13 protein-coding genes are annotated in these 12,275 nt (G+C 75.8%); 8 read left to right on the forward strand and 5 right to left on the reverse strand.

Annotated features, from left to right (window positions below):
* Positions 1–243 (forward strand): C39 family peptidase (locus ACLQ22_RS03715; protein ID WP_425691076.1); only part of this gene is annotated, 243 nt, incomplete at its 5' end.
* Positions 244–334: 91 nt separating this feature from the next.
* Here ACLQ22_RS03715 and ACLQ22_RS03720 read toward each other — a convergent pair.
* Positions 335–1,234, reverse strand: a complete 900-nt coding sequence (locus ACLQ22_RS03720; RefSeq protein ID WP_425691077.1) for an A/G-specific adenine glycosylase — start codon at positions 1,232–1,234, stop codon at positions 335–337.
* A 131-nt stretch (positions 1,235–1,365) separates the two neighbouring features.
* On the opposite strand from ACLQ22_RS03720, the gene ACLQ22_RS03725 reads away from it, so the two are divergent.
* From ACLQ22_RS03725 to ACLQ22_RS03735, 3 genes are all read left to right on the forward strand, one after another.
* Positions 1,366–1,878 (forward strand): glycine cleavage system protein R, encoded by a 513-nt coding sequence (locus tag ACLQ22_RS03725; protein ID WP_121401563.1) that lies wholly within the window; start codon positions 1,366–1,368, stop codon positions 1,876–1,878.
* Complete coding sequence (locus ACLQ22_RS03730) at positions 1,875–2,450, forward strand: peptide deformylase (RefSeq protein WP_366640188.1); 576 nt, start codon at positions 1,875–1,877, stop codon at positions 2,448–2,450. Before ACLQ22_RS03725 ends, ACLQ22_RS03730 begins: the two co-directional genes overlap by 4 nt.
* Before the next feature lie 148 nt (positions 2,451–2,598).
* Positions 2,599–3,345: a hypothetical protein gene (locus tag ACLQ22_RS03735; protein WP_425691078.1), complete on the forward strand. Its 747-nt coding sequence runs from the start codon at positions 2,599–2,601 to the stop codon at positions 3,343–3,345.
* A gap of 226 nt (positions 3,346–3,571) precedes the next feature.
* On the opposite strand, the gene disA is transcribed toward ACLQ22_RS03735, so the two are convergent.
* From disA to ACLQ22_RS03755, 4 genes are all read right to left on the reverse strand, one after another.
* On the reverse strand, positions 3,572–4,753 hold the full coding sequence (disA, locus tag ACLQ22_RS03740) for a DNA integrity scanning diadenylate cyclase DisA (protein WP_121401744.1): 1,182 nt from the start codon (positions 4,751–4,753) through the stop codon (positions 3,572–3,574).
* 142 nt (positions 4,754–4,895) lie between these two features.
* Positions 4,896–6,350, reverse strand: a complete 1,455-nt coding sequence (gene radA, locus ACLQ22_RS03745; protein ID WP_425691079.1) for a DNA repair protein RadA — start codon at positions 6,348–6,350, stop codon at positions 4,896–4,898.
* 90 nt (positions 6,351–6,440) lie between these two features.
* Positions 6,441–7,190 carry a hypothetical protein gene (locus ACLQ22_RS03750; RefSeq protein WP_425691080.1) on the reverse strand — a complete coding sequence of 250 codons (750 nt, stop codon included), beginning with the start codon at positions 7,188–7,190 and terminating at the stop codon, positions 6,441–6,443.
* Between the two features lie 139 nt (positions 7,191–7,329).
* The gene (locus ACLQ22_RS03755; protein WP_425691081.1) at positions 7,330–8,169 is read right to left on the reverse strand and encodes a UbiA family prenyltransferase; all 840 of its coding nucleotides are present in this window, start codon (positions 8,167–8,169) and stop codon (positions 7,330–7,332) included.
* 45 nt (positions 8,170–8,214) lie between these two features.
* Between ACLQ22_RS03755 and ACLQ22_RS03760 the strand changes: the two genes are divergently transcribed.
* The 4 genes from ACLQ22_RS03760 (at position 8,215) to ACLQ22_RS03775 (ending at position 12,151) form a co-directional block, all read left to right on the forward strand.
* On the forward strand, positions 8,215–8,988 hold the full coding sequence (locus tag ACLQ22_RS03760; RefSeq protein ID WP_425691082.1) for a methyltransferase domain-containing protein: 774 nt from the start codon (positions 8,215–8,217) through the stop codon (positions 8,986–8,988).
* Between the two features lie 44 nt (positions 8,989–9,032).
* Positions 9,033–10,199: an acyl-CoA dehydrogenase family protein gene (locus ACLQ22_RS03765; RefSeq protein ID WP_425691083.1), complete on the forward strand. Its 1,167-nt coding sequence runs from the start codon at positions 9,033–9,035 to the stop codon at positions 10,197–10,199.
* A 100-nt stretch (positions 10,200–10,299) separates the two neighbouring features.
* Complete coding sequence (locus ACLQ22_RS03770) at positions 10,300–11,358, forward strand: type III polyketide synthase (protein ID WP_425691466.1); 1,059 nt, start codon at positions 10,300–10,302, stop codon at positions 11,356–11,358.
* 31 nt (positions 11,359–11,389) lie between these two features.
* A complete protein-coding gene (locus tag ACLQ22_RS03775) occupies positions 11,390–12,151 on the forward strand; it encodes a hypothetical protein (RefSeq protein ID WP_425691084.1) in 762 nt (253 codons plus the stop codon).
* Positions 12,152–12,275: the final 124 nt, after the last annotated feature.

Below are 12,275 nucleotides of genomic sequence, written 5' to 3' on the forward strand. Positions count from 1 at the left end.
GCCGACATCGTCACCGCCATCGACGAAGGCCACGCCGTGGTCGCCAACATCGCCGGCACCGCCACCGACACCGACGGAGTCACCCACTCCTTCGAGGGCGGGCACTACATCAGCGTCGTCGGCTACCGCGACAACGGCAACACCGTGACGATCGCCGACTCGGCCAACCCGGACCAGGCCTCCTACCGGATGAGCGTGGACAACCTGGCCGACTGGATCGCCACCCGCGGCTACACCGCCTGACCGACGACAACACCCACACGAAGACGGCAAAGGGCCGGACCCCGCACAGGGGGCCGGCCCTTTCGTCATGCCCGGGGCTGGCCCAATCCGGTCAGACCACCGGGACCGGTGGCCCGTCGCCGACGAGGCGGAACGAGGATTCGCCGACTGGTTCCACGAGACCGTCCCGCACCAGTCCGGCGAGGGCCCGGGACCGCTGGACGTCGTCGGCCCACACCTGGTCGAGCCGCTGGTGCGGCACCGGCCCGGGCGCCTCCCGTAGTACGCCGAGCAGCAGCCCGCGCACCTGGCGGTCGGTGCCGGCGTACCGCTGGGGGCGGCGGGTCGGACCCGCGGGGGCCTCGCGGCCGGACGCGCGCCAGGCGCAGACCGATTCGACGGGGCAGACGCCGCAGCGGGGCGAGCGGGCGACGCAGACCACCGCGCCCAGTTCCATGAAGGCCGCGCTGGCCAGGGCGGCGGCGGCCGGTTCGGCGGGGAGCAGTTCCTCGGTGGCGACCAGGTCGGCCGGGCGGGTCGCCGGGCCGGCGTCCGGTTCGCCGGCGATCGCCCGGCAGACCACCCGCCGCACGTTGGTGTCGACCACCGGGTGCCGCTGACCGTACGCGAACGCGGCCACCGCCCGGGCCGTGTACGTGCCGACGCCCGGCAGGGCCAGCAACTGGTCCAGCCGGTCCGGGACCCGGCCCCCGTGGCGCTCGACGATCGCCACGGCGCACTCCCACAGCCGCACCGCCCGACGGGGATAGCCGAGCCGCCCCCACATCCGGATCGCCTCGGCGGGGCTGTCCGCCGCCAGCGCGGCCGGCTCGGGCCAACGCGCCAGCCAGGCCTCCCAGGCGGGGAGCACGCGTACGACCGGCGTCTGCTGGAGCATGACCTCGCTGACCAGGATGGCCCACGGGCTCACGTCGGGTCCGCGCCAGGGCAGGTCGCGGGCGTTCTGCTCGTACCACCGGCTGACCAGGGTGGCGAAAGTGGGCTCAGACATGGCGTCGCCGATGATGCCACGCGGCCCGCCGCGGGGGCGGCGCGGGCGACGGGTGCCACCACCGTCCCGCTGGCTGGGCGGTCCGGGCGGGGCGCTGCGGCGGCGGCGCGCGGATCGGGCAGAATGCCCGGATGAACGAGCTCGCGATCACCGTCATCGGCCGGGACCGGCCGGGCATCGTGGCCGACGTCGCCGAGCTGCTCGCCCGGCTCGGCGCGAACCTCACCGACAGCACCATGACCCGGCTGCGGGGGCACTTCGCGATGACCCTGATCTGCGTGGGCCCGGCCGCCGCCGACGTCGAGGCCGCGCTGGCGCCGCTCTCCGCCGACGGCCAGCTGCTGGCCACCGTACGCGCGGTCACCCCCGACGGCGAGACGGCCCCTGCCGGCGAGCCGTACGTGATGGCGGTGCACGGCGCGGACCGGATGGGCATCGTGGCGGCCATGACCCGGGTGCTCGCCGACGCCGGCGGCAACGTCACCGACCTGAGCACCCGCCTGACCGGCTCGCTCTACGTGGTGGTCGCCGAGGTGGAGCTGCCGCCCGGAACGGCCGACGGGCTGGCCGGGCGGCTGGCGGCGACGGCCGAGGAGTTGGGCGTCGGGGTGAGCCTCCGGCCGGCCGATCCGGACCTGCTGTGACCGGCGGACCGGAGACCGAGGCGTACGTCGGCCTCGGCGACTGGACCCCGGAGTCCCTGGCCGTGCCGGGGGAGGTGCGACCGGTGGTGTCCGCGCCGGAGCAGGTGCTCAGCCGGGCCGGCGGCGAGGTGGATCCGACGGCGGCGGAGACGGTACGGCTGGCCGCCGACCTGATCGCCACCATGCGGGTGTCGCCGGGCTGCGTGGGGCTGGCCGCCCCGCAGGTCGGGGTGGGCGCGCAGGTCTTCGCGGTGGACGTGACCGGCCACCCGAAGGCGCTCACCGTGCACGGCACCTTCGTGCTGTGCAACGCCCGGGTCGTCGAGGCGAGCCGGTGGAAGGTGGCACGCGAGGGGTGCATGTCGGTGCCCGACCTGACCGGGGACGTCAAGCGGGCGAGCCGGCTGGTGGTGGAGGGCGTCCTGCCCGGCACCGGCCGGCCCGTACGGCTCGTGACGGACGGGTTCGAGGCGCGGGCGCTCCAGCACGAGATCGACCACTGCGCCGGCCTGCTCTTCCTGGACAGGGTCGCGGGCGCCCATGCCATCTACCAGCGCAAGGTGTACCTCTGAGTGGCGGCGGCGCGGCGACCCAGCGTCGTCGGCGGGCCACGGTCGGCAGGCGGAGACGTCGCATGTGGAGGGTCGGTGCGGTGAGCCACGGACGACTCGGCGCGTCGTGCGGGGCTGGCGTGCCCCGCGCCGCTACGGTGGGGGAATCATGCGTCTGACGGTCGGCCCCCTGCCACCCGCCGTTTACTGGCGGCGTCGCGCCGTCGTACTCGGAGCGGGGCTTCTCTTCCTGATTGTCCTGCTCTATTCGTGCACCGGGTCGGACCGGAACGCGAACAAGGGCGGTGACGCGCAGCCCACTGCGGGCGCGACGTCGTCCGGTGCCTCGCCGGAGCCCACCGGCTCGGTGCTCGCCCCGCAGACCGGGGGGCCCTCGCCGGGCGCGGCCGGTGGCCCTGACGCCGGCGAACCGTCGGGTGGTTCCGCCGGTGACCCGCCGGGTGGCTCGGTCACCACCGATTCGCCGCCGGTGGCGCCCGTGGTGCCGGCCGCCGGAGACGGCACCTGCACGGACGCCGAGATCACGGTGACCCCGGTGGCCCAGCCCGCCTCTGTGGTGCGCGGGGCCGTCGTGGACCTGCAACTCAAGATCAAGAATCGGTCCGAGCGGACGTGCAGCCGCGACGTCGGCGCCTCCGTGCAGGAGCTGTTCATCAAGTCGGGGGCCGAGAAGATCTGGTCGTCCGACACGTGCGGCACCGCCCAGGGCGCCGACGTGCAGTCCTTCACCCCGGGCTTCGAACGCTCCTACCAGGTGGGCTGGAACGGCCGCGACACCACCAAGTGCGCCAACGGGGTGGCGGCGGGCCCCAACCCGCCGGTCGGGACCTACCAGGTCTACGCCCGGGTCGGCACCAAGCTCAGCGAGCCGGTCAAGCTCACCGTCACCGGCTGAGCAACAGTGGGCCGGGCCGCCGCGCGGTCGACCGGCCAGGCCGGAGCGCGCGCCCGCCGGACGACGACGGCGGGCGCGGCCCTGGAACCATCACCCTGGCGGACCCAGGCCGGCGCGGCCGGGAGCCGTGGCTCTGGCGGGACCAGGCCGGCGGTAGCGGCGCGGCCCTGGAGCCGGTGCTGTGGGGCGTGGGGGACCGGGTCGGCGGCCGGCGTACCGGTCCGGGTCAGACGTAGCGTTCGAGGATCGACGCCTCGGCGAGGCGGGACAGCCCCTCGCGGACGCCCCGGGCGCGGGCGTCGCCGACCCCCTCGACGGCCTGGAGATCCTCGACCGTGGCGCCCAGCAGCCGCTGGAGGCTGCCGAAGTGCACGACGAGGCGGTCGACCACGGCCACCGGCAGCCGGGGCACCTTGGCCAGCAGCCGGAACCCGCGCGGGCTGACGGCCGCGTCGAGCGCGTCGGACGCGGCCGGGTAGCCGATCGCCTTGGCGACCGCGACCAGGTCGATCAGCTCGGTCGCGCCGAGCAGGTCCAGCTCCACCAGGGCCTCGTCGAGGGTGCGGGACTTCCGGCCGGCCGGCAGGTAGTCCCGGATCACCAGGGTGCGGTCGGCGTCGACGCCGGCCATCAGCTCGTCGAGCTGGAGGGCCAGCAGGCGACCGTCGGTGCCCAGTTCCACCACGTAGCCGGCGATCTCGTCGGCGATCCGGCGGACCATCTCCAGCCGCTGCACCACCGCGACCGCGTCCCGTACGGTGACCAGGTCCTCGATCTCCAGCGCGGAGAGGGTGCCGGAGACCTCGTCGAGCCGCAACTTGTAGCGCTCGAGCGTGGCGAGCGCCTGGTTGGCGCGGGACAGGATCGCCGCCGAGTCGTCCAGCACGTGCCGCTGGCCGTTGACGTAGAGGCTGATGATCCGCATCGACTGGCTGACCGAGATCACCGGGTAGCCCGTCTGGCGGGCGACCCGCTCCGCCGTGCGGTGTCGGGTGCCGGACTCCTCGGTCGGGATGGTGGGGTCGGGCATCAGGTGCACGGCGGCCCGCACGATGCGGGTGCCGTCGCTGGAGAGCACGACCGCGCCGTCCATCTTGCACAGCTCCCGCACCCGGGTGGCGGAGAACTCGACGTCGAGCGGGAACCCGCCGGTGCAGAGACCCTCGACCACCTTGTCGTAGCCGAGGACGATCAATGCGCCCGTCCGGCCGCGCAGGATGCGCTCGAGGCCGTCGCGCAGCGCGGTGCCCGGGGCCATCAGGGCCAGGTTCGCCCGCAGCGGGTCGCCGGCGCCCCCGGCGCCGCCGGTCACGCTCACGCTGATCGGGCGGGCGGGCGAGCCCACGGCGCCGGTGCGGGCGTGGGGTGTCGCGCCGGCGGGCTTGGTGGTGTCGCGGTCGATCGGCACGGGCACAGTCTACGGACTGCCCTGCGGTGGGTGCTGTCGTGGTTACTGTGATGTGTCGCGATGCCCCGCCTCGCCCGGACCGTGGGTCGGAGTCCGGGCTGTCCGGTTTCGGGTCGGACGTTCCGCCGACCTCCGCCGGCGCTCACTCGGCGGACGCCCGGGCGACGGCCTGGAGCGCCGAACGCACGTCGGTCACCTCGATCACCCGCATGTGCTCGGGCGTGACGCCGGTGCTCTCGGGGCCGCAGCCGGTCGGCACCAGCGCGAGCCGGAACCCGAGCCGGGCCGCCTCGGCCAGCCGGCGCGGCACCGCGCCGACGCGGCGCACCTCGCCGGTCAGGCCGACCTCGCCGATGGCCACCAGGTGCGGCGCGATGGCCAGGTTGAGCCCGCCCGAGGCGACGGCGAGGGCCACGGCGAGGTCGGCCGCCGGCTCCACCACCCGGATGCCGCCGACGGTGGCCGCGAAGACCTCCCGGTCGTGCAGGGTCAGGCGTTCGGTGCGGCGCTGGAGCACGGCCAGCACCATCGCCAGGCGGGCCGAGTCGAGCCCCGAGACCGTCCGCCGGGGCGAGCCGGCCACGGTCGCGCCGATCAGCGCCTGCACCTCGGTGACCAGGGCCCGGCGCCCCTCCATCGCCACCGTGACGCAGGTGCCGGGCACCGGCTCCGAATAGCGGGTCAGGAAGAGCCCCGACGGGTCGGCCAGGCTGCTGATGCCGCCCTCGTGCATCTCGAAGCAACCGACCTCGTCGGCGGCGCCGAACCGGTTCTTCACGCCGCGCACCATGCGCAGCGACGAGTGCTTGTCGCCCTCGAAGTGCAGCACCACGTCGACCAGGTGCTCCAGCACCCGGGGACCGGCCACCTGGCCGTCCTTGGTGACGTGGCCGACCAGCACGGTGGCGATGCCGCGCTCCTTGGCCACCGAGACCAGGGCGGCGGTGACCGCCCGCACCTGGGTCACCCCGCCCGACACCCCCTCGGCGTTGTTGGTGGAGATGGTCTGCACCGAGTCGAGCACCAGCAGGCCCGGCTTGACGGCGTCGAGGTGGCCGAGCACCGCGGCGAGGTCGCTCTCGGCCGCGAGGTAGAGCTGGTCGTGCAGGGCGCCCATCCGCTCCGCGCGCAGCCGGACCTGGCTGACCGACTCCTCGCCGCTGACCACCAGGGAGGGGCTGCCGGCGCCGGTGGCCCACTGCTGGGCCACGTCGAGCAGCAGGGTGGACTTGCCGACCCCCGGCTCGCCGGCGAGCAGCACCACCGCGCCGGGGACCAGGCCGCCGCCGAGGACCCGGTCGAGCTCGCTCACCCCCGTGGGGCGGGCCCGTGCCGGCGCGGCGCTGATGGTGGCGATCGGCCGGGCCGGCTCGGCCGGCATCCGGGAGCTGACCACCTTTCCGGAGACCGTCGGGCCGGTGACCGTGCACTCGACCACCGAGCCCCACTCGCCGCACTCCGGGCAGCGCCCGACCCACTTCGGCGGCTGGTGCCCGCAGGCGTCGCACTCGTAGGCCGGCCGGGGCTCCCGGGCGCCGGCACGGCCGCGCCCGCCGGCCCCGCCGGCGCGGGGGGAGGTCGATCGGGAGGTGGTCACATTGGGACGTTAGTCCCCCGGTACGACGAAGACACCGCCGGCGTGGCGGTCACCACGCCGACGGTGTCGTCGGTCGTCTGAGGGGCGGGGTCAGTGGCCGCCGTCCTCCTGGCCCTCGTAGCCGCCCTCACGCTCGATGATCGGCGACGGGGGCGCGGCCGGGGTGAGCGGCACGGCGACGGGCGCGGGGCCGGTGACCGTGACGCCGTTGCCGAAGTCGAAGGTCACGAAGACATTCTGGCCGGAGCGCAGCGACTCGTTGAGGCCGATGAGCCGGAGGACCCGGTCGGACCCGGTGTTGAGCTGCACGTAGCTCAGCGGCGGGATCTCGATCCGGGCCGGCTCGCCGGCCGGCGCGGCCGGGCTCTGCGGAGCCGCCGGGCTCTCCGGGGCGCTCGGGCTGGCCGACCCCGAAGGGCTCTCGGAGGCGCCGGGGCTCTCGGGGGCCGCCGGGCTCTCCGGGGCGCTCGGCGACGGCGACTCGCTCGGGGACGCCGACGGGCTGGCGGTGGCGCCGGCGCCGGTGATCACGACCTCGCGGGCGCTGTCGGTGGTCACGGTCACGGTGACCGGGTTTCGGGAGTCGTTGTAGATCACGGCGTTGAGGACGGCGTCGGCGCCCGTCTTGTAGCCCTCGGTGCCGGGGAAGTCGAGCAGCAGGCCGCGGACCGCGTACTCGCCGTTGCGGGCCGACAGGTTGACGCCCTGGACCGACGGCTCCTTGTTGGCGGTCTCGGAGACCTGGCCGGCGCCGCAGCCGGACAGCAGCAGCCCGGTCGCCGCGGCCATCCCGGACAGCAGCAGGGCCGCCCGCCGGGAACCCCTGATCGAGCGCGTCACGTCGGTCCTCCTCGTCACGATCCCACCCGGTGCTCACGCCGGGCGTGGTGGCCATGCCCGCGCAGACCGCGCTCCAGGGTAGTTGGGCCTGATCGACCCCCGCACGCCGACCCGGAGATGGCACCTGAGGGGGCGCGCCTCACACCAGCCGGCCGCTCGTGACCAGCAGGACGACGTCGATGAGGGCGACCAGCATCACGGCCCGGAAGGCGGCCACCTGCCGGCCTCCGGCCCGGGTGGCGGCGCGTCCCGCGTACCAGCTCAGCGGCGGCACCACGACGGCGACCGCGACCGCGGCGAGGCCGACCCCCGACGGCGGCCCGGGCGGCCCGAGGACCAGCGTGGCGGTCGCCGCGAGCAGCAGCAGCGCGGCGGCGGCCCGGCTGCCGGCCGGACCGAGCCGGTGCGGCAGCCCGCGCACCCCCGTCCGGGCGTCGTCGGCCAGGTCGGGCAGGACGTTGGCGAAGTGCGCCCCCGCGCCCAGGCAGGCCGCCGCGGCGACCAGCCAGACCGGCGGCAGCACCGCCCCGGGCAGCGCCAGCACCACGAAGGCGGGCAGCGAACCGAAGGAGACCGCGTAGGGCAGCACCGAGACCGGGGTCGACTTCAGCGGCCAGTCGTAGAGCAGCGCGGAGACCAGCCCGAGGGTGGCGCAGAGCGCGGCGGTCGGGCCGGTGGCCAGCGCCAGCGCCGGGGTGGCGAGCGCGGCCACCGCCGCGGCCACGGCCGTCGCGCGCCGACCGACCGCGCCGGCGGCGACCGGCTTGTCGGTACGCCCCACCGTGGCGTCCCGGTCGGCGTCGAGCGCGTCGTTGGCCCAGCCGACGGCGAGCTGGCTGGCCGCCACGGTGAGCACCACGGCGAGAATCCCACCCGGCCGGTGCCCGACGCCCCACGCCAGCAGCCCGGCCACCGTGGTGACCGCGGCGGCCGGCTCCGGGTGACTCGCCCTGACCAGCCCTAGCACCGTTGGCGACATGAGGAAAGTCTGGTCGTTACCGGGCAGTCGTGCCACGCTCGGTCCATGCCAGACGCAGGCCGCACCCTGCCACGCAACGATCCGCGCCAGTACGACGACCTGGCCGGCGAGTGGTGGCGGCCGGACGGCGCGTTCGCGATGCTGCACTGGCTGGCCGAGGCCCGCGCGGCCCTGGTGCCGACGGCCGCTCGCCCCGGTGCCCTCCTCGTCGACCTCGGCTGCGGCGCCGGGCTGCTCGCCCCGCACCTGGCCGGCAAGGGCTACCGGCACGTGGGCGTCGACCTCACCCGGTCGGCCCTGGAGCAGGCCGCCGCGCACGGGGTGACCGCCGTCAACGGCGACGTCACCGCCGTACCGCTGGCCGACGGCTGCGCCGACGTGGTCGCCGCGGGCGAGTTGCTGGAGCACGTGCCGGACTGGCGGCGCGCGGTCGCCGAGGCGTGCCGGCTGCTGCGGCCCGGCGGCCTGCTGGTCCTGGACACGTTGAACGACACGGCGCTGAGCCGGCTGCTGGCCGTGCGGATCGCCGAGCGGCTGCCCACGGTGCCGAAGGGGATCCACGATCCACGGTTGTTCGTGGACGCCCGGGAGCTGGTGGCGGAGTGCGCCCGGCACGGGGTCGACCTGCGCCTGCGGGGCATCCGGCCGGGGCTGCCCGGCCTGCTCGGCTGGCTGGTCCGCCGGATGCGCGACGCCGGCCGCCCGTACGCGGTCCCGGGCGACCGTCCGCACGCGACGGCTGCCGGCCCCACGCCGCGGATCGTGCCGACCTGGTCCACCGCCGTGCTCTACCAGGGGCGTGGTACGCGGAGCGGATAGCGGTGCCCGTCCCTGGGTAGGGAGAGGGCCGAGAAGGGGGCTGTATGACGCAGCACGCGTTGGCGGCGGCTCGCCGCCTGGCACCGAGGCTGGCCGCCCGGGCGGCGGAGCACGACCGGGACGGCTCGTTCCCGGTCGAGGACTTCCGTGACCTGCGCGAGGCCGGGCTCTTCGGCCTGATGGTCCCCACCGCCCTCGGCGGGATGGGCGCCACCTTCGCCGAGTACGCCGCGGTCGCCACCGAGCTGGCCCGGGGCAACGGCGCGACGGCCCTGGTCTTCAACATGCACGCCTCGGTCACCGGTGCGCTGGGCGCGGTGACCGAGGAACTGGCCGAGGCGCTCGGGGTCCCGGACGAGGCGCTGGCCGCCCGGGACCGGCTGCTCACCGCCGCCGCCCAGGGCTCCTGGTACGCCGTGGCGATGAGCGAGCGCGGCGCCGGCGCCCGGCTCTCCCAGCTCAGCACCGTCTACGAGCCGGCCGACGGCGGTTGGCACCTCAAGGGCAGCAAGACGTTCTGCTCCGGGGCCGGGCACGCGGACGGCTACCTGGTGGCCGCCCGCAGCGCCGCCGACCAGTCGGTGGTCTCCCAGTTCCTGGTGCCGGCCGGCGACAGGCTGACCGTCGAGCCCACCTGGGACTCGCTCGGCATGCGCGCGACCTCCTCGCACGACCTGCACCTGGACGTGACCGTGCCGGCCGACCGGCTGCTCGGCGGCGTGGAGGGGCTGGCCCTGGTGGTCGCCCAGCTCATGCCGCACTGGCTGGTGGCCAGCTACGCCGCCGTCTACGTCGGGGTCGCCCGGGCGTCGGTCGACGCGGCGGCCGAGCACCTGAACGCCCGCAACCTCGCCGGCCTGCCGGCGGTCCGGTCCCGCCTGGGCCGGGCCGACGCGGCGGTGGCGGCGGCCCAGCTGGTGGTCGCGGAGGCGGCCCGCCGGGTGGACGAGGCGCCGGGCGACGCGGAGACCAACCGCTGGGTCTGGCGGGCCAAGCTGCTCGCCGGCACCACCGCCGCCGACGTGGCGGCGTCCATGCTGGAGGCGGCGGGCACGTCCGCCACCCGGCGGGGACATCCGCTGGAGCGGCTCTACCGGGACGCCCGCTGCGGCTCGCTGCACCCGGCGACGTCGGACGTCTGCGCGGACTGGCTCGGCGTCGCCGCGCTGGGCGGTGACCCGGACCGCGACGGAACGGTTCCTCGTTGGTGAGCGTGGGGGGTCCGCCGAGGCGGCGGACGCACGGGCACACGGTGCGGGGGGCCCGCCCAGGGGCGGGTTCGACAGCCCGGTGCGCAAGGCCGGACGAGAGGTGGGCATGGTGGCCGTACCGGTGATCGCGGGGCTGGGGACGGCGCACCCGCCGTCGGCCGCGCAGGACGACCTGTGGGAGGGCTTCTTCTCGAAGCACTTCTCCGGCAGCACGCGGGCGCTGGCGCAGCGGATCTTCGCGCACTCGGGGGTCACCCGCCGGCAGGCCGCCGTGAACCCGCTGCTGGAGGACGTCTCCGACTGGCCGACGGAGCGGCGGATGCGCCGCTACCTGGTCGAGGCGCTGCCGCTGGGCAAGGAGGCGGTGGGCCGGGCGCTGACGGCCGCCGGCCTCTCCGCCGGCGACGTCGGGCTCTTCGTCGTCTGTTCGTGCACCGGGTATGCCACCCCGGGGCTGGACATCCTGCTCGCCCGGGACCTGGGCATGGCCCCGGACACGCAGCGCATGTTCGTCGGGCACATGGGCTGCTACGCCGCGCTGCCGGGCCTGGGCGCGGCGAGTGACTTCGTCACCGCCCGGGGCCGGCCCGCGCTGCTGCTCTGCGCGGAGCTGACCAGCCTGCACATCCAGCCCTCCAGCGCCCGGGTCGACACCCAGCAGATCGTCTCCCACGCGCTCTTCTCGGACGCCGCGGTCGCCGCCGTGGTCGTCCCCGGCGGCCGGGGGTACGCGCTGCGCGAGGTCACCTCCGTCACGGACACCTCGACGGCCGACCACATGACCTGGGACGTCACCGACACCGGTTTCCGGATGGGGCTGTCGCCGAAGGTGCCGCAGGTGCTCTCCACGCACGTCCGGGGCCTGGTCGAGGGGCTGTTGGCCCGGCACGGCACGGCGCTGTCCGGGGTGGACGGCTGGGCGGTGCACCCGGGCGGCCCGCGCATCCTGAACGTGGTCGAGCGGGAGCTGGCCCTGCCACCGGAGGGGCTGGCGGCGTCGCGGGCGACGCTGGACGAGCACGGCAACTGCTCGTCGCCGACGGTGCTGCTGATCCTCGACCGGCTGCGCCGGGCCGCGTCGCCGCCGCGGCGGGTGGTGATGCTGGCGTTCGGCCCCGGCCTGACCCTCTACGCCGCGTTGCTCGAACGACAGGAGTGAGCCGTTCGCCCGGCGCGGTTACCCTCTGATGATGGACGCCGATGCGGCAGGCCGGCCGGGATCCGGGCCGGGCGCGGGTGAGCACACGACTGCCGTCGGGGCCGACGATCGGGTGCGCGGCGCCGTACTGGCCGTGGCGGGGCTGGCCGCGTTGGTCGGCGGCGGCTGGTGGTGGCAGGCCGAGGCGCCCCGCACCGACCCCGTGCCGGACGCGTCGAACGTCGCACCGGCGGACCGGGTCCGGCCCGGCTTCCCATCGCAGGCCCGGGCCCGGGTGATGGTGACGGAGGGGGCCGGGGGCATCACCAACGTCTGGGTCGTCGATCCGGCGACCGGTGCTGTGGTCGGTACCGCCCCGGGCAGCGGCGCCACCTTCCGGACCGACCCGCGCGGCGGCGACGCGCTCGGGATCGACGTCAGGCCTGGCGGGCCTGACGATCCCCGCCGGCTCATGGACGAACGGCTCGACGGCGGCGCGCGTCGCGGCAGACTGGCCAGCTTCCCCGACACGGTCTGGACCGCCCGGGCCGAGCTCAGCCCGGCGGAGGGTCTCGTCAAGCGGGCCTCCGCCGAGGGCGGGGCGCGTCACCTGCTCCAGTACCGCTGTGTCGGCCCCGGCGAACTGCTGATCGTGGTCGAGGGGGCCTGGGCGGCGGACCCGATCACCAGCGCCTGCGACGGCTCGGTCACGTCGACGGAGGTCACCGGCAGGGGCGGGCGGTTCCAGGTCTCGCTGTCGAGCGCCAACGCCGAGCCACTACGGGTCGAGGCGCAACTGGTCGCCCTGCCCTGATCGCCGCCAGGCCCGCCCGGGGTGCCGACGGGCCCCGGCACGTCAGGAACCGGTGGCGGAACCCTCCCGTCCGGGCGGTGCCTTCCACGCGGTCGCCCGGGCGGTTCCTGCCCGGCGGTGCGGC

The organism is Micromonospora sp. DT178, from assembly GCF_049841695.1.
In the GTDB taxonomy this organism is placed as follows: Bacteria; Actinomycetota; Actinomycetes; order Mycobacteriales; family Micromonosporaceae; genus Micromonospora.